The organism is Streptomyces sp. JNUCC 63, assembly GCF_054366325.1.
Genome location: NZ_CM135963.1, coordinates 8,186,484 through 8,206,833 on the forward strand (window position 1 = coordinate 8,186,484; position 20,350 = coordinate 8,206,833).

Below are 20,350 nucleotides of genomic sequence, written 5' to 3' on the forward strand. Positions count from 1 at the left end.
ACTTGTAGGACCATGCCTCCGACACGTCCCATCGCCGTCGCGCCGCTCACGGTGGGCAACCTCGCCGCCGCACTCCTCCTCTTCACCACCACCGGGCACCAGAGTCAAGTCATGACAAACCGACGATTGACGCTGAACGTCAACCTCCCGAATACTGGATCCGCAGGAATCCTGCCAGACAAGGAGTCGCGTATGCTCCCCGCCGACGATGAACGCCTCACGGCCTTGCGGGACAGGCTTGACGGAGTTCAGACAGGCTTCGACCCGCAGGTCGACGAGTCACTGCCGCTGTTCATCCGCCCCCTCGACGGTGCGATCGTGACCTATGACGAGGCACTCGAGTGGTTCCTCGCCCACCGGCCGGTCCTGGACGAACTCGTCACCATCGTGGGTGGTGTCGTCCTCCGCGGCTTCCCCATTCGCACCTCGGCGGAGTTCTCTGGGCTCGCCGCGCCCTACCCAGAGCCCGAGTTCGGCTACAGCGGCGGTGCGACCCCTCGTAAAGATATCGAGGGCCGGGCCTACGAGGCCACGCAGTTGCCCCCCGAGGGATACCTGCACCTCCACCAGGAGATGTCTTACCTCCCGCGGTGGCCTGCGAAGCTCGCTTTCTTCAGCAAGGTGCCCGCCGAGACCGGCGGCGAGACGATCATCGGCGACATGCGCCGGTTCAGCGCCCTAGTGCAGGGCGCGTTCTACGACAAGATCAAGGAGAAGGGGATCCGCTATGTGCGAAACTTTCGATCCCCCGACTGGAGCACCGGCAACGCGACCGCGGACAGGTACCACCGTCCTTGGACCGAGGCGTTCGACACCACCGACCGCGCTACCGCCGAGCGGGACATCACTGCGATGGGCATGGAGTACGAGTGGGAGGGCGACTCCCTGACGGTGAGCAATTTCTCGCCTGGCATCGTCACCCACCCAGTCACGGGCGACGAGCTGTGGTTCAACCAGATCGCCGGTATGGCCGAGACCGAGGAGGCCATCGGGGCCGAGCGGATGGAGCTCAACGCACGGGTGTATGCCGACCGACCGCACCCGCTGGTCACCCAGTTCGGCGATGGGTCGCCGATCGGGATGGACGACATCCTGTCGCTGTACCCGAAACTGCACCAAGTCACGGTTGCCTTCCCGTGGCAGCAGGGCGACGTGATGATCATCGACAACTTCAACACCGCGCACGGCCGGGCGCCGTACACCGGCAGGCGCGACACGCAGGTGGCCCTCCTCGGCTGACCAGCCCCACGTCCCGATCCCGGGGTGTCTCTGTATCTGTCAAGCGGCTTGGGTGGCTCGCTGTCTGCGTCGCGGATCAGCGATCATGATGCGCCAGACGTGATCGGTCAGCGGCGCTTGAGGCACCGCTTGGCCTCCTTGGAGGTCTTGCCTTCGGCGATCTTCCGGTCGTAGTAGGCCCGTCCGGGGCTTCCCGGGATCCGGATCTGGATGACCGCGGTGGTATGCAGGACCGAGTTGAGCTGCCGGTCACCAGCGTGGGAGAGCCGGTGGCGGGCCTTATCCGCACGGGCGATCTCTATCGGTGCAAGCAGTTCGCGTAGGACGCCGCGGTGAGGAACCGGCCGGGTCGTCCGGTGCGGGCCAGCAGTCGGCTGGCCGCACCGGACTGATCCCGGGTGTATCCATCAGAGTGCTGCGCGACGCGTCGACCGCGTGTCGCAGCTGCTCGGCGATCGCCGCCAACGGCTCGTCGAGCCTGCGAAGTTCGATGACCAGATCCTTGGCCAGTTGCTGGGAACCGTCTCGACCACTCCGGCCGGACGGATGCGGCGCAGCAGTTCCGCTGCCTCGGCGGTCGACAGTTGCACGGGTGCGCCGCCGGGCAATAGGTCGCGCAGGAGCGCGTGCAGTTGATCGGCCGCGCGCACCCGGCACTGAGCCAGGTTGACCCGTCGTTCGTCGAGCAGGGTTCAGCACCGTCTTCCAGTCGGCGCCGTCCTCGATGGACGGCAGCTTGCTGCCCACCGGAGTCACCAGCGTGGTCTGCGGCACCTTGATGCCGCCGCAGAAGAACCTGCCCTCGCTGCCCGCCTGCCAGCCCTGGCCGAGGGTGCCCACGATGATGATGCCGACGTCCGACTTCTTCGTGGCCGAAAGCCCCTGCATGTCCTGCAGATTGGCGGGCTGCTCGGTGATGTCGAGCTTGAGGCCGTGCTTCTTGAACAGCCCCTTCTCCTGTGCCAGCAGCACGGGCAGCCGGTAGGACTGGGCGGGGTACATCGTCCCCCGCATGGTTCCCGAGCCGCCCTTGTCCAAGCCGGCGTTCGCGGTGCCTCCGCCTCCGCCTCCGCTTACGCAGGTGGTGGCCGCGGCGAGCAGCCCGGCGGTCAGGGGAGCGAAGCGAGTACGAGACCTTCTGCGCACAGTGCACTTGCATAGTCCAAGCCCCGGCGGGCGGCGTTCCAATAATTTCACGTTGAACGATAGACTGCAACTACGCGACGCAATACCCTCGGGGCATGGACGCACCCCGGGCACTGCACCTGCTGGCCACCGGACTCGGCCCCGGACAGCTCGTCACCGATGCGGACGTGCTGGCCGCGCATCGCACCGACAGCGCCTCGTTCTGCGCGAGCGGCACCCCGCTTGCGCTGGTCAGACCACGACGTACCAAGGATGTCGCGCACGTGCTGACCGTCGCGGGGGAGTGTGGCGTCCCGGTGGTGCCGCAGGGCGCGCGCACGGGACTGGCCGGCGGCGCCAACGCCATCGAGGGCTGCATCATGCTGAGCCTGGAGCGGATGGACGCGATCGTGGAGATCGATCCGGTTGACCAGGTCGCCGTCGTCGAACCGGGCGTCATCAACGCCGACTTCTCGGCCGCGGTCGCCGAGCACGGCCTGTGCTACCCGCCGGACCCGGTGTCCTTCCGGCAGTCCACGATGGGCGGCAACGTGGCTACCAACGCCGGTGGGCTGTGCTGCGTGAAGTACGGCGTTACCGCGGACTTCGTGCGCGGGCTCGAGGTGGTGTTGGCGAGCGGCGAGGTGCTGCGCACCGGCAGGCGCACGGCCAAGGGCGTGGCGGGGTACGACCTCACCCGGCTGTTCGTCGGCTCGGAGGGCACGCTCGGCGTGATCACGCAGATCACCGTCGCCCTCGTGCCGCCCGCTGCGGCGCCCCGTACCGCGGTCGCGTTCTTCCCGTCCGCCGCCGCGGCCTGCGCGGCCGTGACGGAGTTCATGGCCGACGGCGTGCGTCCCTCGATGCTGGAGCTGATGGACCGCACCTCCGTCGAGGCGGTGACCGCTTACCGGGACCTGGGGTTCCCGCCGGACACCCGGGCGGTGCTCATCGCCCAGTCCGACCGCGGCGAGCAGGCCCCCGGGGACCTGGAGCGCTTCGTCGGCGCCGCAGCGAAGCACGGGGGAGAGGCGCTGGTGGCGGCCGACGCCCAGGAGGCGGACCTGCTACTGGAGGCGCGGCGCGCGCTCCAGCCCGCACTGGAGCGGCTCGGTGCCTTCCTCGCCGACGACGTGTGCGTGCCCCGCTCCGCGCTCGCGGCGCTGATGGCGGGCATCGAGCGGATCAGCCGCGAGAGCGGGCTGCTCATTACCTGCAACGGGCACGCGGGCGACGGCAACACCCACCCGACGGTCATCTTCGACCGGGACGACCCGCGGCAGGTGGAACGGGCCCAGCAGGCCTTCGAGGACGTCATGGCGCTCGGCCTCGACCTCGGCGGTACGATCACTGGCGAGCACGGCATCGGCACGCTGAAGGTCGCGTGGCTGGAGCGCGAGCTCGGCCCGGTCGGCCTCGGCGTGCAGCGCGGCATCAAGCAGCTCCTCGACCCGCAGCACATCCTGAACCCCGGGAAGGTGCTACGGGTCCCGTGAGCGGCCCGCAGCACCTTCGCGTCGGACCCGGCCGCCTAAGTCCTTCTCGCGCAGGTTCACCACCAGGGACTTCACCCGGGTCATCGCCTCGATCGACGGCCTGACGCCCTGCGTGCCCATGCCCGACGCCTTCGTCCCGAGGAACGGGAAGTAGTCCGGGCCGCGGGCGGTGCGGCCGTTGACCTGGACGGTTCCCACGTCCAACCGGGCCGCGATCTGGATGGCGATGTCGATGTCGCTGGTGAAGATGGCCGTCTGGAGCCCGTACTCGGACCGGTTGGCCAGCCGGATCGCCTCGGCCGCGCTGCGCACCCTGATTACCGGGAGCACGGGGGCAAAGGGCTCGACCCAGGCGAGGTCCATCTCCTCGGTCACGTGGTCGACCACGGTGGGCTGGACGAGGTTGCCGTCCCGGCCGCCGCCGTGGACGAGCACCGCGCCCGCGGCGCCCGCGTCCTTGGCGTCCTTGCAGGCCTTGGCAACCTCCATCATCAGCACGTCCGCGACCTCCGCGGCGTTCTCCGCCAGCAGGTCGGCGAACCGGTGCAGCAGATCGGTGCGCTCGGTGAGCGGTCGGGCCGACCAGCGGGCCCTGGCTCGCTGCGCCGTCGCGAAGACCTGGTCGATCTCGCCGTGCGTGTACTCGTGGACACCCCCCGATGACGGACCCGTCGACCGGTGAGACCACCGGGAGGGTCCGGTCGGCGTCCGCTTCCAGCCACTTCCCGGCCAGGCGGTACCGGCTCGCAGGGGGTGCCGTGCTCGTCTCACCAGTCGTCATCGTTTCCGGCCTCCCGTCGGGAGCGGGTGCGAAGTGAGTGGACGGGGACATCAGGATGAGATATAACGTTGAACGTCAAGAAAGAGTTTTGAATCCTGAAACACCGAGGAGCCCGGATGTTCGACCGGTACTACGACGAACTCGCCGTCGGCGACAAGCGCGAGTTCACCGGCATCACCATCACCGAGACCCACGTGGTGAACTTTGCCGGAGTGACAGGCGACCACTTCGGGCTCCACATGGACGCCGAGTACGCCAAGACCACCCCGTTCAAGCAGCGCATCGCGCACGGCCTGCTCGTGCTGTCCTGCGGCGCCGGGCTCATTCCGCTGCTGCCCGGCCGAGTGGTGGCGTTCCTGGGTATGGAGGAGGTCAGGTTCCTCGCCCCCTGCTTCTTCGGGGACACCATCCACCCGGTCATGGAGGTCCTGAAGAAGAAGGACAAGGCGCCCGGCGGCGTCGTGACGATCAAGGAGGACATCCTCAACCAGCGCGGTGAGGTGGTCGTCTCGGCGCGCATCAACATCTGGGTCGGCTCCCGGCCGGCCGAAGAGCCCTCCGCGTAGCCGCGGAAGGCGGACAGGGCAGAGCGCTGCGGGGACGCGATTCAATCGCTTGACCATGACCCGCGACGGTAGGAAGCGTTGTACGCCGCCCACCAGGAGCGCGCGGGTGCGTGACGGACTCGGGTGGTCATGAACACGTTCACGTAAACGGGCGCCCAGGGCGGGATGTGGATTTTGATACGCTTAACGAGATTTGTCAAGTATTGAATCCTGGCTACGCACCAGAAAGGGGCACCCCATGACAGCTCGTCGCACACCGTCGACGCGCACGGCGTCAGCGGAGGCCGAAGCGGAGCCGAAGCGTACCGGCCGCGCGGCATCCTCAGCGGCCGAATCGGGCGAGAAGCCCAAGGGCACGAAGCGCGAGCTGCTGAGCATCGGCGAGCTCGCCGAGCAGACCAACGTGTCCACCCGCACGATCCGTTATTACGAGGAGCTCGGCATCCTCCCGCCGCCAGAGCGCACCAGCGGCGGCACCCGCCGCTATCCCCGCGACTACATCTTCTACGTCGAGGGCGCGCGCATCCTCAAGCAGCTCGGCTTCGGTCTCGAGGAGATCGCCGAGCTGGGCCAGTTCGCGCTGACGGGAGCCTCCGCCTCGTCGCGTACACAGGCGATCCTCCAGGAGAAGCTCTCCGAGCTCGACCACCGGATCCGTGTCCTCAACCGCCTCTACGAGCTCGTCAACGATGCCGCTTCCTCCACCCCCAAGTCCGGGGGCTCCCCGGTGGCCGAGCTGCTGCGCTGGGTCAGCGCGGGGAACGGGAAGCGGGCCGCCGAGTCGGGCCTCGAGGCCTGACACCACTCAAACCCTCACCCGCCGGAGCTGTCGATGGGACGCACACTCTTCGAGTCCGACCACAACGCCTTCCGGGACGCCGTCCGCCAGTTCGTGAAGCGGCACGTCGTCTCTGAGTATGACCGTTGGGAGGCCGAAGGCCTGGTCGACCGGAAACTGTGGCGCCTGGCCGGAGAGTCGGGCTTCCTCGGCATGGCCGTACCCACCGAGTACGGCGGCGGGGGTGAGCCGGACTTCCGGTACAACACGGTGCTGGTCGAGGAGTTCGCGCGCAGCGGCGCCGCCTCGCTCAGCTCCGGATTCGGCCTGCACAACGATGTCGTGGCGCCCTACCTCCTCGAACTCGGCACCGAGGAGCAGAAGCGGCGCTGGCTGCCCGGCTTCTGCTCAGGCGAGCTGGTCACCGCGATAGCGATGACCGAGCCCAGCGTCGGCAGCGACCTCAAGGCGGTGCGCACCACCGCGGTCCGCGACGGCGACTCGTACGTTCTCAACGGCAACAAGACGTTCATCACCAACGGCATCCACTCCGACATCGTGATCGTCGTCGCCAAGACCGACCCGTCGGCCGGGGCGCGCGGGATCAGCCTGCTCGTCGTCGAGCGGGGCATGCCGGGCTTCGAGCGCGGCCGGAAGCTCGCCAAGGCCGGAATGCACGCCCAGGACACCGCGGAGTTGGTCTTCACCGACGTGCGGGTGCCCGCGGCGAACCTCCTCGGCGAGGAGAACCGCGGCTTCGCGTACCTGATGAACAACCTGCCGCAGGAGCGCCTGTCCATCGCCGTCGTGGCCGTGGCCACGTCCCAGGCGGCCTTCGACTGGACCGTGCAGTACTGCCGCGACCGCAAGGCGTTCGGCCAGCAGATCGGCAGCTTCCAGAACAGCCGGTTCAAGCTCGCCGAGATGGCCACCGAGATCGACATGGCCCAGGTCTACCTCGACCGGGCGATCCTGGAGCTGAACGCGGGCACGCTCACGCCCGTCGACGCGGCCAAGCTCAAGTGGTGGACCACCGAGCTGATGAAGCGCACGACCGACACCTGCCTGCAACTGCACGGCGGTTACGGCTACATGGACGAGTACCCCATCTCCCGGGCCTGGCGCGACGCCAGGATCCACACGATCTTCGGCGGCACCACCGAAATCATGAAGGAGATCATTGGCCGCGATCTGGGCTTCTGACCGCACCTCACAAACACAGGGGGCGCCCCGCACATGGTGCGGGGCGCGCCCCCTTGGTGTGCTCGGACGGCGCCTTACAGCTTGCGGGCCAGCTCGTATGCCTGCCGCGTCGCGAACGAGATCCGGCGCGGCGCGTAGGCGTTACCGAGGAGGTGCAGCTCCGGCACCCTGCCGCGCAGCGCGGTGTACAGCCCCGACTCCGCCTCACCGCCGCACGCCAGCACCACCGAGTCGAAGCCGGAGTGCTCACGCTGGGCGCCTGAGTAGACATTGTGGGAGACGACTCGGCCCGACTCGATGGCGCACACCCGCTCCGTCACGTCCAGCCGGGCGCCCCCGGCGGACAGCTTGGCCAGCGGAGCGCCGATCGAGTACTTGCCCACCAGCGGAGCGATCGCCAGTGTCGGGTACAGCATGGTCACCTCGCGGCCGAGGTCGGTCAGGTGGCCCGCGATGGTAAGCGGCTGCATATGGTCCTCCATCGCGACCACGAGAACGCGCCGGCCGGTTTCCGCCCGGCCGAGCAGCACCTCGCGCCCGTCGACCACGAACGGCTCGTCAGCGCCGGGGATCGCCGGGCGGCGGGCCCGGGCTCCGGTGGCCACGGCGACCGTGTCGAAGCCGGCCTCGGCGACGTCGTCGGCGCGCGCCTCGCGGCCCAGCTCGACCTTGACCCCGAGGGCGGCCAGGCGCCGCTCCTGGAACGCCAGGAAGTCGGCGTACGCGGCATTCTCGGCGGCGCGGGCCGCGACGCGCATCTGCCCGCCGATCTCGTCCTCGCGCTCCCACAGGGCGACCTGGTGGCCGCGTTCGGCCAGCAGCGCGGCCAGTTCCAGACCGGCGGGCCCGGCACCCGCGACGAGCACCCGCTTGGGGGAGCCGGTGCGCGCCGGCGCGGGCTCGCTCTCCCGGCCGGTCCGCGGGTTCACCGAGCAGCCGAAGCGCATCCCGTCCACCACGACCCGGTGCAGGCAGTCGTTTGGCGCTCGGGGCCGAACGGGTCACCGGTCAGGCTGCCGTGCGGCGGCAGCATGATCCGGTTGCGCAGGCCCATGGTGCCGATGCGGATCGGCTGGAACAGCAGGCTGTCCCGGACGGGCTGGGGCATGTCGGTTCTCCTCAGCGCTGTGCCGCGTGCCGGCCGGCGAGGCGGGCGAAGCCCATGGCGGGGCCGAGCGAGCGTTCCTCCGGAGCCTCCGTAGGCCACTCCGGTGGGGGCCGCCATCGCGTTGCCGACGGCGTACAGGCCGTCGATCACGGTGTCGTCGACCCGGAGCACCTGACCGTCGGTGGTCGTGCGCGGACCGCCTTTGGTGCGCAGGGTGCTGGGGTGGACGCGGGTGGCGTAGAACGGGCCGGTGGCGACCCTGCCGAGGGTCGCCCGCGGGGTCCGGTAGTGGGTCTGGTCGCCGACCCAGCCGTCGTAGACGCTCTCACCGCGGTGGAACTCGGGGTCGTGCCCGGCCTGGACGCCGTCGTTGAAGCGCCGCACGGTCGCGGACAGCGCGTCCGCGGGGACGCCGATGCGCCCGACGAACTCATCGAGGGTGTCGGCGCGGATCAGCCAGCCGGGGGCCTCGTTGCCGGGGGTGTTGCCGAAGACGCCGTACTTCTTCACGCAGGCGTCGTCCAGGACCAGCCAGGCCGGGTCGTTGGCGTAGGTGAAGGTCGTGACGTCGAAGGCGTGGAAGGCGGCGCCGAGGGCGTTGTAGTTGGCGGCCTCGTCGGTGAAGCGCCTGCCCTGCCCGTTGACCATGAGCGTGCCGGGCAGCGTGCGCTCGCGCAGCAGCAGGGCGGGCGCGCTCGTGCCGTCGGCCGCCCGGGTGAGGACGACCGGCATCCACCAGGCCTCGCGCATGGCGCTCAGCCGGGCGCCGAGCCGCATGGCCATGCGCAGCCCGTCGCCGGTGTTGGACGGTACACCGGGCGGGTGGCCGATCGGACCGCGCAGGAAGTCCCGTGCCAGCTCAGGGTCGTGCTCGAAGCCGCCCGTGGCGATGACGACAGCCTTGTCGGCGCGGACCTGATGGGTGCCGGAGGCGGATTCGAAGCGGACGCCGTCCACTCGGCCTCCGGCCTCCAGCAGCGCGGTGGCCCGCATCCCGGTGCGGGGCTCGATACCGCGGTCCAGGCAGCCCTGGAGCAGTGCGGCGACCAGGGCCGCGGCCGAGCCCTTCCTGGGCTGCCGCGGTGCGCTCCCGCATGATCTCCGGGTCGATGACACCGGTCCCGCCCCCGCCGCCGGGGATCTCATGCACGTAGAGCCGCTGTGGATCGCCGACGATGCGCTCCAGCCAGGGCCCGAGGCCGTCGGTGGAGAACAGCTCCGGCTCCAGGGAGCGGCCTCCGCCGGGCAGGCCGCCGGGGTGCTCCGGGTGGTAGTCGGGGTAGCGGGGGACCAGCTTGAACTGCAGCGGGGCCTCGTTCCTGAACCAGTCGAGCGTGGGCGCGGCGCCTGCGACGAAGGCCTCCACCATCTCCTGGCGCATGCTGCCGTTGGACAGGGAGTCGAGGTAGGTCAGCGCCTGCTCGCGGCTGTCGGTGACACCCGCCTGCGCCGCGTACTCGTTGCCGGGCATCCAGCCGGGCATCCAGATGATGCCTCCGGACCGGGCCGTCGTCCCGCCGACCTCGTCGGCCTTCTCGAAAAGCCCCACCGAGGCCCCGGCGCTCGCTGCGGCCGGCGCCGCGGTCAGGCCCGCTGCTCCGGTGCCCAGCACCACCACGTCGTACCGCTCCATGAGGCTCCCTTCATCTGCCCGTAACGGGAACGTGCATCATCACACGTCTTACGTGTAGGGTAAGATTTCTCGGCCGTGTCGAGAGGATCATCCAGATGACGGCTCAACCACCGGAGACCGCGGAGTCGTCGCCGGGGGCGGGGACCCCTGCCGTCCCGGTGCGGACGTGGATCTGGCCGATCCTGCTGGTGATGTGCGCCTCCGGGGTCTCCCAGGGATTTGTGCGGTTCACGTTCTCCTTCGTCCTGCCGGACATGACCGAGGACGTGCTCGGCTCCTACAGCGTGGCGGGCCTGCTCAGCGGGGCGAATCTCGGTGCCTACCTGGTGGGCGTCCTGGCCATGACCTCGCTGGCCGCGCGTTTTGAGAGCACCAGGCTGCTGAAGACGGGTCTGGCGCTGATCGTGCTCGGCCTGCTGGTCATCGCGGTGGCCCCGTGGACGTGGCTGCTGTTCGCGGGCATGGCGCTGGCCGGTCTGTGCGGGGCCGCGGTGTGGATTCCGGTCCCCTCGATCGTCGCCGTGCACACACCGCAGCACATCCGAGGGCTCGGCTTCGGACTGGTCACCGCCGGAATCGGGATCAGCGTCGCGCTCACCGGACCGGCCGTGACGCTGGTGCAGCGGGTCTTCGGCGCGGGCGAGTGGCGTCAGGTCTGGGGGCTGACGGCCCTGGTGTCCGCGGTGGTCCTGGTCCTGCAACTGCTGTTCCTCAAGCCGGTCGGCACCCACGCCGACGAACCGCGGCCCGTGCGCAGACCGCTGGGCAGCATGCTCCCGGGCGCGTGGACGCTGCTGCTGTCGTACTTCCTGTACGGGGCGAGCTTCGCACTCTTCACCAACTACTTCATCGCCGCGCTGCAGCAGGAGATGGACTTCGGGCTCCCGGACGCCACCGGGGTCTTCTCCCTCGTCGGCCTCGCGAGCATCTTCGGGGGAGTGGTGGGCGGGTGGCTGTCGGACCGGATCGGGCGCCGCGCGACGCTGGTGGCCTTCCTGCTGATCATCGGCCTGCCCCCGCTGGTCGTCCCGCTGGACTGGCACGGCGGCGTGTACGCGGCGGCGGTCCTGTACGGGCTGCTGATGACGGGGATCGGCACGGTGCTGGTCGCCTACGTCAGCGACCGGCTCGGCCCCCGGGAGATCAGTGCCGCGTTCGGCGCGACGACGGTGAGCCTCAGCATCGCCCAGTTCCTCGCCCCGCCGCTCGGCGGCCGGCTGACCGACGCGACCGGCTCGTTCGACCTGACCTTCTACGTTGCCGCCGCCACCTCTGTCCTGTCCGGAATCGTGGCGGTCTTCCTCCCGGGCGCGCGCATACGGAAGGGGCACCGGCCCTGATCCGGTGCCCCTTCCGGGTCTGCCGCCTGCTGCAGGTCAGTGGCCCGGCAGGCTCACCTTGTCCGGGTCGATCCTGATGTCGAGCAGGATCGGGCGGTCCCGGTTCTCTATGGCGGCCAGTGCCTCGTCCAGTTCGGCCAGGTTGCGGACGGTGAAGCCCCGGCCGCCGAGGGCCGTGGCGACCGGGCCGAAGTCGGGCCAGTCGAAGGTGGAGATCTCCGGGTCCATGTTCTTGTTGCGGAACTGGATGTGCTCGGCGCCGTAGGCGGCGTCGTTGAACATCGCCACGACCAGGTCGACATTGTGCCGGACCGCGGTGTTGAACTCGGCGAGGCCGCCGAGCATGAAGCCGCCGTCGCCGGTGACCAGCAGCGTGGGCCGCCCCGGAGCGCCGAAGGACGCGCCGATGGCATTGCCCATACCCAGGCCGATGGAGCCGAAGTTCACGGTGTGGATGTACGCCGAGGGCTCCGGGCAGTGCATCCGGGTGAACGACTCGAAGATCCACCGGCCGCCGTCGTGGACCAGCGTGCGGTCGGCCGGGAACGCCTTGTCCAGCCTGACCATGGCCGTGCGGATGTCCACCGTCTCGTCCGTGCTGGCGTCGGTGAAGTCCTCGTCGGAGTACGCGGCCAGGCGCTGCGCCAGATCCTCGGAGGCGAAGCCGGTGGGCTTGGCCTCGGCCTCGTCCAGCCACTGAACGATCGTGTCCGCCACCGTGGCGGCGTCACCGACGACGGCCGCGTCGGTCGGCGAGAACCGGTTGATGCTGTCGCGCTCGATGTCGACGTGGACGACCTGCTTCTTGTCGAGCACCGAGCCCTCGGCGGTGGTCCACTTGTTGAGACTGGCACCGAACGCGATGATGCAGTCGCTCTGTGTGATCGTGTCGAGCGCGACCTGGTGCGAGAGGGTGCCGCAGATGCCCAGATCGAACCGCTCGCCGCGGAACAGGTCCTTACCGCGCAGCGTCGTGGCGACCGGGGCGCCGATCCGCTCGGCCAGCCGCAGCAGGGCCTGCTTGGCGCCCGGCGTCGAGGCGCCGCGGCCCGCGAGCACGATGGGGCGGTTGGTGCTGGCGATGATGCCGACCGCGCTGTCCAGTGCCGCCGGGTCGGGCGCGACCGCCTGCGGCTCGACGAACGCGGGCTCGGTCTTGTTGTACTCGACCTCCTCCCACTGGAACTCGATCGGCACGTTGAGTACGACCGGCCGCTTCTCCAGATGGGCCCTGCGGATCGCGGTGGCCACGTCCTCGGCGACGGTCTGCGGAGAGCGGACCTGCTCGAAGCCGGCACCGGACGGCAGGACGACGTCCCGCTGCGGGATGTTCTGGAAATTCTCCCGGTCCACCACGGCCGTGTCTCCGGCGATCAGGAGGATCGGGGTGTGGTCCTTGACGCTCTCCACCAAGGCGGTGACGGTGTTGGTCAGCGCCGGGCCGTGGGTCACCGTGGCAACCCCGAGCCCGCCCGAGGTGCGCGCGAACCCGTTGGCGGCGAGGACGGCCCCTGCCTCGTTGGAGAACGAGTAGTAGGAGCCCCCGGTCTCCCGCTGGAAGCTGTCCATCATGTACAGGTTGGCGTCCCCGAGGACTCCGAAAACGGTGCGTACGCCATGATCGGCTAGGGCGCGTGCTATGGCTTCGTGGAACAGCATTCCGGCTCCCTCTTTAGGCCTGGTCGCACCCTGGCAAATCTGCCCTTGTACGTCAATAGAGAAGTCGCGTATAACTTTGAGGATACAAGCGGGAGCGATCGAGAAACGACAAAAGAAGGTGCCGGTATGACCGAGCCGTACGACGTCATCGTGCTGGGAACCGGGGCCGCGGGGCTGACCGCGGCCGTGACCGCCGCCGAGGGCGGCGCACGCGTGGGCCTGTTCGAGAAGGCGCCCGAGATCGGAGGCACCACCAGCTGGTCCGGCGGCCATGTGTGGATCCCGTGCAATCCGCACCAGGCCGCCATCGGCGTGGAGGACAGCGAGGACGAGGCGTACGAGTACATCATGTCGCTGTCCCGGGGCTTGCTGGAGGAGCGGCTGATCCGCACCTACCTGAAGGCCGGGCCGGAGATGGTCCGCTTCCTCGACGAGCGGGCCGGCACCGAGTTCCACGCTGTCCCGGACTTCCCCGACTACCACCCGGAGCACCCGGGCGGGAAGCCCGGAGGCGGCCGTACCGTCGAGTGCCCGCTCTTCCCCTTCGCCGAGCTGGGGAAGTGGCAGGAGAAGATGACCCGCACCCCGTACTACCCGACTGAGCACCTCACGATGAGCGAGACCTCGCTCGGCGCGGTCGTCCCCGAAGTGCCCTCGCCGGAGGAGATGGCCCGCCGCGCGGTCCGCGACGAGCGCGGCCGGGGCCAGGCCCTCGTGGGGCGGCTGCTGAACGCCCTGCTGGAGGCGGGTGTGGAGCCGCGGCTCGAGCACCGCGCCCGCGAACTGGTCACCGAGGGCGGCCGGGTCGTCGGTGTGCGTTTCGACACGCCCGAAGGACCGCGCGAGGTGCGCGCCGAGTGCGGTGTCGTGCTGGCCACCGGCGGCTTCGAGTGGAACGAGGAGTACAAGCGGGCCTTCCTGCGCGGACCGCTCACGCACCCGGTGTCGATGAAGACCAACACCGGTGACGGCCTGTACATGGCGATGAAGGCCGGGGCGATGCTCGGCAATATGCGCGAGGCATGGTGGATTCCGGCCGCCGACCTGCCCGAGGGCATCAACGACATGAACCGGGCCATGATCAACGCCGACCGCACCCGCCCCCGCTCGATCATGGTCAACCGACGCGGGCGCCGCTTCACCAACGAGGCGGCCAACTACAACGCCTTCGGCGGCGCATTCCACGCCGAGGACGTGGGCGCGTTCGAGTACGCCAACCTGCCCTCCTGGCTGATCTTCGACCGGGAGTACCTGCGCCGCTACGGCACCATCGGCCCCCACCCGGCAGGCGAGGAGCCCCCGGCGTGGCTGAAGGCGTACGCCACCTTGGACGCGCTGGCCGAGGGCATCGGCGCGCCCGCCGAGGAGCTGAAGGCCACGGTGCAGCGGTGGAACGACAACTGCGCCAAGGGCGCCGACCCCGACTTCCACCGAGGCGGCAGCGCCCACGACCGCTGGTGGGGCGACCCTGCCCACAAGGGCGATGTGCGGGGCACCCTCGGGCCGATCGACGAGCCGCCGTACTACGCCATCAAGGTCGTCAGCGGCGGCCTGGGCACCAAGGGCGGGCCCAGGACCGACCAGCACGCCCGGGTGCTCGACCTGGACGGGCAGGTCATCGAGGGGCTGTACGCCGCGGGCAATGTGATGGCATCTCCGTTCGGGATGACCTACGGCGGTGCCGGGGGCACGCTGGGCCCGGCGATGGTCTTCGGCTACCTCGCCGGCCTGCACGTCACCCGGAGCACCACCGGCTGAGCGGCCCGCTGAGCAACGGGTAAAGCCCCCGCCCTTGTAGGGCGGGGGCTTTACCCTGGGGTCCGGTCGAGTACGGGGCTGGGGGCGTGCGGGTCTATCGGCCCAGGTAGGAAGACTCGATCTCCGACCAGCGGTCCACCAGCTCCTCCGCCGACCCCTGCGTCCGCACCCGGCCCCCGGACAGCACATAGCCGCGCTGGGCGTACTTCAGCGCCAAGTGGACATGCTGCTCCACCATGAGCACCCCCAGACCGCCGCCGGCCGCGATGTCCTGCAGCGCGGCGAACAGCCGCTCCACGACCACCGGGGCGAGCCCCATCGACATCTCGTCGACCAGCAGCACCCGCGGATTGGTGGCCAGCGCCCGCCCGAGGGCCAGCATCTGCTGCTCGCCACCGGAGAGCACCCCGGCCTTCTTGTTGCGCCGCTTCTTCAGCTCGGGGAAGAGCTCCAGCACATCGAGGCCGCCCGGCCTCGCGCACAGCCGCAGATGCTCGTCGATCGTCAGCGACGGGAAGAGCGAGCGGTCCTCCGGGATGTGTGCGAGACGCTTGCGCGCGATGACATGCGCACTGTGCTTGAGCAGCGACTCGTCGTCCAGCGTGATGTCGCCGCCGGAGACCTTCACCAGGCCCGAGCACGCCAGCAGGGCGGTGGTCTTGCCGGCGCCGTTGGGCCCGAGCAGGGAGACGATCTCCCCGGCGCCCACGGACACCGAGACCCCGTGCAGCACCTTGATGTTCCCGTAGCCCGCGCTGATGTCCGCGATCCGCAGGACCGCGGTACGGGTGGCCGTGCCGGTCATGCCGCACCTCCGGTGGCGGGCTCGGTGGTGGCCTGTGTGCCGAGGTAGGCACGGGCGACCTCGGGGTCCTCGCGGACCGCCGCCGGTGGCCCGGAGGCGATCCGCTTGCCGAAGTCCAGGACCTGGATGTCGTCGCAGACGTTCATGATCAGGTCGACATCGTGGTCCACGAGCAGGATCGTCGCCACGCCCGTGTCGACGAGGTTCCTGAGCTTGGCCCCGAGCTGCTGCGACTCCCCGGCGTCCAGGCCCGCGGCCGGCTCGTCGAGGAGCAGCAGCCGCGGCCCGGCCGCCAGGGCACGTGCGACGGAGACCAGCCGCGCCGTGCCGGTGGACAGCTCGGAGGGGTACTTGTCGGCCGCCCAGCCGACCTCCAGCTGCTCCAGCGCGTACTCCACAGGGTCGGCCGGGCCGCCCTCGCGGGTACGTGCGTAGGTCTGGAGGTTCTCCCGGACGGTGAGCTCCAGGAACAGCTCCATCGACTGGAACGTGCGGATGATGCCTGCCCGGCTCCGTCGGTGCGCCGCCCAGGAGGTGACGCTCTCACCTTCCAGCCGGATGTCCCCTTGGCAGCGGACCATCCCAGTGATCGCGTCAATCATCGTGGTCTTCCCGGCGCCGTTCGGACCGATCAGCCCCACCAGGCTGCCGGGCCGGACCGCGAAGCTCACCGAGTCCACCGCGGTGACACCGCCGTAGCGGACCGTCAGCCCGTCGAGTTCGAGCAGGCTCATCGCTTCCTCCTTACCAGGGTCTCGCGAGGGACCGTCAGTTCTTGGGCGGGGCCCCGGCGACCCAGGAGAGGTCGCCTTCGGTGTCGATGTACTTCGCCAGGTCGCCGGGCTCCTTGATGGGGGCCGGGGTGAACTTGCCGTCGTTGTACCGGGAGACCAGGTTGTACGGGTTGGAGATCTGCTGCATGGTCTCGGGTGCGTGCGCGGGGTCGGTCCCGTGGGTCAGGAAGCCGTCCCACGGTGCCTTCTCCTGGAGCTTCTTGAGTACCGAGTCCTTGGTGATGTCGCCCTTGATCGACGACAGGATCTCGTAGGCGTACTGCATGGAGGAGGCCGCGACAGCGGTCTGGTTGGTCAGCTCCAGCTTGGGCGCCTGAGCCTTGATCACGTCGCGGTAGGTCTTGGCGTCCTCGCTGTCGTAGTCGGACGGAACCGACGCGAACGCGAACAGGAGGCCGTTGACCGCGTCCCCTGACGCGTCGAAGACCGACTTCGTGGCCGGTGTGGCGGAGGTGCCGATCTCGGCATCGACCTTGGCGACCTTGGCCGCCTGGAACATCCGCGCCGCCGGACCCTCGCCGACGGCGAGGATGACCGCGTCCGGCTTCTGCGCGGCGAGCTTCGACATGGTCGGGGTGAAGTCGGCGGCGGCGGGGTCGAACTCGACCTTGGAGAACCCGGTCCCGCCGAGCGACTCCCACTGCTTCTTCAGTTGGTCACCGACCACCTGCCCCGCAGGAGTGTTGGTGAAGGCGACGGCCAGCTTCTTCGCCCCGGTCGCACGGAAGTGGACGGCGAGCGCCGGGTAGGAGCCCGCGGCACCCGGGGAGGTGGGGAAGTTGTACTCGCTGGTGTACTCGTCCGGACTCACCGGCCATCCGCCGATGTTAGGCATTCCGGCCTTCTCCATGGCGGGCAGCGCGTTGGCGCCGAACGCGAGGGAAGAGTTGTTGACGAAAGCGACCACATCCGAGTCGATCAGGTTGTTCAGGCACTGCGAGGTCTTGGCCGGGTCGCCGTGGTCGTCGCAGGTCTCGACGGTGACCGGGCGGCCGTCGATGCCGCCGAGCTCCTCGTTGATGTACGACGCCCAGGCCTCGTTGACCGTCTTCACCGAGCCGTTGTCCCATGCCGGGTTGGTGATGGTCAGGATCGATCCGAGCTTGATCGGCTTGCCCTTAAGGCCGCCGGTGCTGGTGCCCGGGTCCTCGGACGACTCCGAAGCGCAACCGGCCAGCGCGAGCGAGAGCGCCGCGGCGACCACCGCTCCCTGTCTGAGGGAGCTCTGACGGAACCTCATATCACTCACTGCTCCTTGCTCTGAACTACTTGGCGGGTACCGACGGCTCCAGCGACCCGGACCGGGTTTCGTCGTCGTTCGGTGGTGATGGTGGTTCGGCTGTGTTGGTGCGCCGGCCGCGGCGCTCCCGGATGGTGTGCAGCAGGGAGGCGAGGCCGTCGGGGTGCAATTGGACGGAGAGCAGCAGGGCGCCGCCCGCGATGACCAGTTGGTAGTCGCTGAGCCCTCCGGCGGAGAGCAGTTGGGAGAACAGGCCGCCGCTGGCGCCGAGCCCGGCCAGGACCGCTCCGCTGACCATGCCGATTCCGCCGATGTAGGCCATCACGATCACGTGCAGCGACTCGAACACGGTGAAGCGCTCATAGGCGAAGACGTTCGCCTGGTAGCCGAGCAGGGAGCCCCCGACACCGGCCATGAACGCGGAGAGCGCGAAGGCACCCAGCTTGAAGTGCCTGATGTTGATGCCCGCGGCGACGGCGGCGGCCTCGTTCTCGCGTACGGCCAGGGCCCGTCGGCCGGGTGTCGACACCCGTAGGGCGGCGACCAGGGCGGCAGCGGCGACGACGATGACGAGAGCGAACGTGGCGAACTCGGTCTCACTCAGCTCATGGCCGAAGATGCTCGCCGTGGCGACCCGGTTGTAGCCCTTGCCGCCGAGCAGGCGGCCGTCGGAGAACACCGCCACCTGGCAGACGAAGGCCGCGCTGAGCGTGACGAGAGCGAGACTGGGGCCGCGCACCCGCAGCGACGGCAGGCCGACGAGCAGGCCGAGCAGCAGCGCGATGACACCGCTGAGCAACAGGACCAGCAAGAAGGGCAGCCCCTTGCTGGACAGCAGGGCGGTCATCATGCCGCCGATGCCGGCGAAGGCCACCTGCGCGAGCGAGATCTGCCCCACGAAACCGGTGACCACGACGACGGACAGGGCGATCAGGATGCCCGCCAGCGTCACCACACCGGCCGACAGCCACGACGGGCGGGCGGAGTGGATGAAGACCAGACCGGCCACCAGCGCGACGATCGGGCCGGTCACCCGGAAGCACGGCGGCAGGCTGATAGGCAGCCGGCCGCGGACGACCTCACCGCGGGCGGGCAGCAGGCGGCCGGAGAAGATCATGGCGAGGATGACCACGAGCGCCGGGATGGCCTGCGCGCGTCCGGGGCCTGTCCACAGCCAGGTGTACCAGGCCCCTTCGGAGCCGGTGACCAACTGGAGCGCCGACTCCGCCATACCGAGCCCGAGGCCCGCGATCACGGCCACGCCGAACGAGGTGAACCGGGCGATCAGCGCGGCCCCGAAGACCGGAACGACCAGGAGCGTCAGGGCCTTGGAATCCAGGCCGGCGATCGGGCTCAGCATCACACCCGCGACCGCTGCGAGCACAAACCCCACGGCCCAGGTGAGCGCGCCGATGAGCACGGGCGACAGTCCGCTCAGCGAAGCGCCCTTCTCGCTGTCGGAGATCGCCCGCACGGCCAGGCCGACCCGGGTCCGGCGGGAGACGAAGGAGAGCACGACCGCGAGGACGACGGCGACCGCGGCCAGGATGATGCGGTCCATCGGCAGGGACACGCCGAACACATCGACGGGTGTCGAGGCGACCACCGGGACGGGTGTCCTGGTCTGCACGTCGAAGAGCAGGGTGGCCAGGCCCTGGAGCAGCAGGAGCAGCGCCAGGGTGGTGATGATCCGCGCGAGGACGGGGGAGTTGCGCAACTGCCGCATCACCAGCAGGTAGAAGGCGAGCCCCAGCACGACGGCGAACGCGATGGTCATCAGCGCCGAGGGCACCACCGGCCAGCCGAGGTCGTCGCGCAGCGCGTAGAACACATAGGCGCTGATCATGGCGACCGCACCGTGACTGAAGTTGAGGACGCCGGTCCCCCGGTAGATCGTCACCAGGCCCAGCGCCAGCAGCGCATAGGCACCGCCCAGCCCCAGTCCCAGTAGCGCAAACTGCAGCACAGACATCTTGACGTCCTTGTCTTCCGGCCATTGTGTGCGGGTGCAGGTGAAAGTATTCTTTCTCACGTTAAACGTCAATAGTTGCGCTGAGATTCACCGGAGAGGGGCCCCATGTCCTACACCACCGACGCCGTCACGCATGTCCGGGAGCTGGAGAAGCGCAGGTGGGAGGCGCTGGTCGGCTCCGATACGGCGACCCTGCGCGCCCTGTTCGCGGACGGCATGTCCTACACGCACTCCAACGCGATGGTGGACACCAAAGACAGTTACATCGGCGCGATCGAGAATGGCGTCGTCAGTTACGTCGCTGTCGACCCGCAGGACGAGCAGGTGCGGATCTTCGGCGGCACGGCCGTGGTGACCGGGTCCGCCGTGCTCGACGCCCGGGCCGGCGGCCGTGATGTGCGTACGAAGGCCCGCTACAGTGCGGTATGGGCGCAGGAGAACGGGAACTGGCGGTTCGTCTGCTGGCAGTCGACACCGCAGCCCCAGCCATGAGGTGAGGTGAGGTGCGCGACGCTCGCGCGGGAGCCGCCGCGCACGGGGCGTGGGGGCACCCGGCCGCGTCAGGAGCCGGGCGTCACCAGGGTGTTGAATCACTCGCGTGAGGGCAGCGGGTGCTGGAACAGCTCGCAGGCGTTGCCCAAGGTCACCGCCCTGGCCACCGCCGGGTCGATGCCTTCGAACTGCTGCCGCGGGATCTCCTGGGTATACGGCCACGAGGAGTCGGCGTGCGGGTAATGCCCGGTCGCCGGATGGGTGCGCACCACCGCGTGCCAGGCGCCCTTCATCCGGCTCGGCACCTCGTCCGGCCCGGTGTCGACGGCACCTGCCGCGGCCTGCGAGTACATCAGAGAGT

19 protein-coding genes and 1 pseudogene are annotated in these 20,350 nt (G+C 69.4%); 8 read left to right on the plus strand and 12 right to left on the minus strand.

Annotation, left to right across the window (positions count from 1 at the left end):
• The first annotated feature begins 51 nt into the window (after nucleotides 1-51).
• On the plus strand, nucleotides 52-1,239 hold the full coding sequence (locus ACX25U_RS38135) for a TauD/TfdA family dioxygenase (RefSeq protein WP_454386858.1): 1,188 nt from the start codon (nucleotides 52-54) through the stop codon (nucleotides 1,237-1,239).
• 107 nt (nucleotides 1,240-1,346) lie between these two features.
• Here the strand turns inward: ACX25U_RS38135 and ACX25U_RS38140 are convergent, their stop codons facing one another.
• Nucleotides 1,347-1,553 (minus strand): transposase, encoded by a 207-nt coding sequence (locus tag ACX25U_RS38140; RefSeq protein WP_454394698.1) that lies wholly within the window; start codon nucleotides 1,551-1,553, stop codon nucleotides 1,347-1,349.
• Nucleotides 1,519-2,241: an ABC transporter substrate-binding protein gene (locus tag ACX25U_RS38145; protein ID WP_454386860.1), complete on the minus strand. Its 723-nt coding sequence runs from the start codon at nucleotides 2,239-2,241 to the stop codon at nucleotides 1,519-1,521. Before ACX25U_RS38145 ends, ACX25U_RS38140 begins: the two co-directional genes overlap by 35 nt.
• A 239-nt stretch (nucleotides 2,242-2,480) precedes the next feature.
• Here ACX25U_RS38145 and ACX25U_RS38150 point away from each other — a divergent pair, with 239 nt between their 5' ends.
• On the plus strand, nucleotides 2,481-3,860 hold the full coding sequence (locus tag ACX25U_RS38150) for an FAD-binding oxidoreductase (RefSeq protein ID WP_454386862.1): 1,380 nt from the start codon (nucleotides 2,481-2,483) through the stop codon (nucleotides 3,858-3,860).
• On the opposite strand, the gene ACX25U_RS38155 is transcribed toward ACX25U_RS38150, so the two are convergent.
• Nucleotides 3,846-4,631, minus strand: a complete 786-nt coding sequence (locus tag ACX25U_RS38155) for an aldehyde dehydrogenase family protein (RefSeq protein WP_454386864.1) — start codon at nucleotides 4,629-4,631, stop codon at nucleotides 3,846-3,848. The genes ACX25U_RS38150 and ACX25U_RS38155 overlap by 15 nt on opposite strands.
• A 126-nt stretch (nucleotides 4,632-4,757) precedes the next feature.
• Here ACX25U_RS38155 and ACX25U_RS38160 point away from each other — a divergent pair, with 126 nt between their 5' ends.
• From ACX25U_RS38160 to ACX25U_RS38170, 3 genes are all read left to right on the plus strand, one after another.
• Entirely contained in the window at nucleotides 4,758-5,207 is a 450-nt protein-coding gene (locus ACX25U_RS38160) for a MaoC/PaaZ C-terminal domain-containing protein (protein ID WP_454386866.1), read from the plus strand.
• 238 nt (nucleotides 5,208-5,445) lie between these two features.
• Complete coding sequence (locus ACX25U_RS38165; protein WP_454386868.1) at nucleotides 5,446-6,006, plus strand: MerR family DNA-binding transcriptional regulator; 561 nt, start codon at nucleotides 5,446-5,448, stop codon at nucleotides 6,004-6,006.
• A gap of 33 nt (nucleotides 6,007-6,039) precedes the next feature.
• Entirely contained in the window at nucleotides 6,040-7,188 is a 1,149-nt protein-coding gene (locus ACX25U_RS38170; protein WP_454386870.1) for an acyl-CoA dehydrogenase family protein, read from the plus strand.
• A 74-nt stretch (nucleotides 7,189-7,262) separates the two neighbouring features.
• On the opposite strand, the gene ACX25U_RS38175 is transcribed toward ACX25U_RS38170, so the two are convergent.
• From ACX25U_RS38175 to ACX25U_RS38185, 3 genes and pseudogenes are all read right to left on the minus strand, one after another.
• The gene (locus ACX25U_RS38175) at nucleotides 7,263-8,147 is read right to left on the minus strand and encodes an FAD-dependent oxidoreductase (RefSeq protein ID WP_458633792.1); all 885 of its coding nucleotides are present in this window, start codon (nucleotides 8,145-8,147) and stop codon (nucleotides 7,263-7,265) included.
• Complete coding sequence (locus tag ACX25U_RS38180; protein ID WP_454386874.1) at nucleotides 8,114-9,442, minus strand: FAD-binding protein; 1,329 nt, start codon at nucleotides 9,440-9,442, stop codon at nucleotides 8,114-8,116. Before ACX25U_RS38180 ends, ACX25U_RS38175 begins: the two co-directional genes overlap by 34 nt.
• A gap of 163 nt (nucleotides 9,443-9,605) precedes the next feature.
• Nucleotides 9,606-9,929 (minus strand): annotated as a pseudogene (locus tag ACX25U_RS38185) (FAD-dependent oxidoreductase); the annotation flags it as partial.
• Nucleotides 9,930-10,024: 95 nt separating this feature from the next.
• Between ACX25U_RS38185 and ACX25U_RS38190 the strand changes: the two are divergent.
• The gene (locus ACX25U_RS38190; RefSeq protein WP_454386876.1) at nucleotides 10,025-11,269 is read left to right on the plus strand and encodes an MFS transporter; all 1,245 of its coding nucleotides are present in this window, start codon (nucleotides 10,025-10,027) and stop codon (nucleotides 11,267-11,269) included.
• Between the two features lie 36 nt (nucleotides 11,270-11,305).
• Here ACX25U_RS38190 and ACX25U_RS38195 read toward each other — a convergent pair whose 3' ends face one another.
• Nucleotides 11,306-12,928, minus strand: a complete 1,623-nt coding sequence (locus ACX25U_RS38195) for a thiamine pyrophosphate-binding protein (RefSeq protein ID WP_454386878.1) — start codon at nucleotides 12,926-12,928, stop codon at nucleotides 11,306-11,308.
• Between the two features lie 126 nt (nucleotides 12,929-13,054).
• On the opposite strand from ACX25U_RS38195, the gene ACX25U_RS38200 reads away from it, so the two are divergent.
• Nucleotides 13,055-14,686: an FAD-dependent oxidoreductase gene (locus ACX25U_RS38200; protein WP_454386880.1), complete on the plus strand. Its 1,632-nt coding sequence runs from the start codon at nucleotides 13,055-13,057 to the stop codon at nucleotides 14,684-14,686.
• A gap of 94 nt (nucleotides 14,687-14,780) precedes the next feature.
• Here ACX25U_RS38200 and ACX25U_RS38205 read toward each other — a convergent pair whose 3' ends face one another.
• From ACX25U_RS38205 to ACX25U_RS38220, 4 genes are read right to left on the minus strand one after another with little or no spacing between them, the layout of a single operon-like run.
• Nucleotides 14,781-15,491 (minus strand): ABC transporter ATP-binding protein, encoded by a 711-nt coding sequence (locus ACX25U_RS38205; RefSeq protein ID WP_454386882.1) that lies wholly within the window; start codon nucleotides 15,489-15,491, stop codon nucleotides 14,781-14,783.
• Nucleotides 15,488-16,225 carry an ABC transporter ATP-binding protein gene (locus ACX25U_RS38210; protein ID WP_454386884.1) on the minus strand — a complete coding sequence of 246 codons (738 nt, stop codon included), beginning with the start codon at nucleotides 16,223-16,225 and terminating at the stop codon, nucleotides 15,488-15,490. The genes ACX25U_RS38205 and ACX25U_RS38210 overlap by 4 nt, the downstream gene beginning before the upstream one ends.
• Nucleotides 16,226-16,259: 34 nt before the next feature.
• Nucleotides 16,260-17,525 (minus strand): ABC transporter substrate-binding protein, encoded by a 1,266-nt coding sequence (locus tag ACX25U_RS38215; protein WP_454386886.1) that lies wholly within the window; start codon nucleotides 17,523-17,525, stop codon nucleotides 16,260-16,262.
• A 25-nt stretch (nucleotides 17,526-17,550) separates the two neighbouring features.
• Nucleotides 17,551-19,497: an ABC transporter permease gene (locus tag ACX25U_RS38220; RefSeq protein ID WP_454386888.1), complete on the minus strand. Its 1,947-nt coding sequence runs from the start codon at nucleotides 19,495-19,497 to the stop codon at nucleotides 17,551-17,553.
• 105 nt (nucleotides 19,498-19,602) lie between these two features.
• Here ACX25U_RS38220 and ACX25U_RS38225 point away from each other — a divergent pair, with 105 nt between their 5' ends.
• A complete protein-coding gene (locus ACX25U_RS38225; protein WP_454386889.1) occupies nucleotides 19,603-19,989 on the plus strand; it encodes a nuclear transport factor 2 family protein in 387 nt (128 codons plus the stop codon).
• A gap of 98 nt (nucleotides 19,990-20,087) precedes the next feature.
• Here the strand turns inward: ACX25U_RS38225 and ACX25U_RS38230 are convergent, their stop codons facing one another.
• Entirely contained in the window at nucleotides 20,088-20,342 is a 255-nt protein-coding gene (locus tag ACX25U_RS38230; RefSeq protein WP_454386891.1) for a hypothetical protein, read from the minus strand.
• Nucleotides 20,343-20,350: the final 8 nt, after the last annotated feature.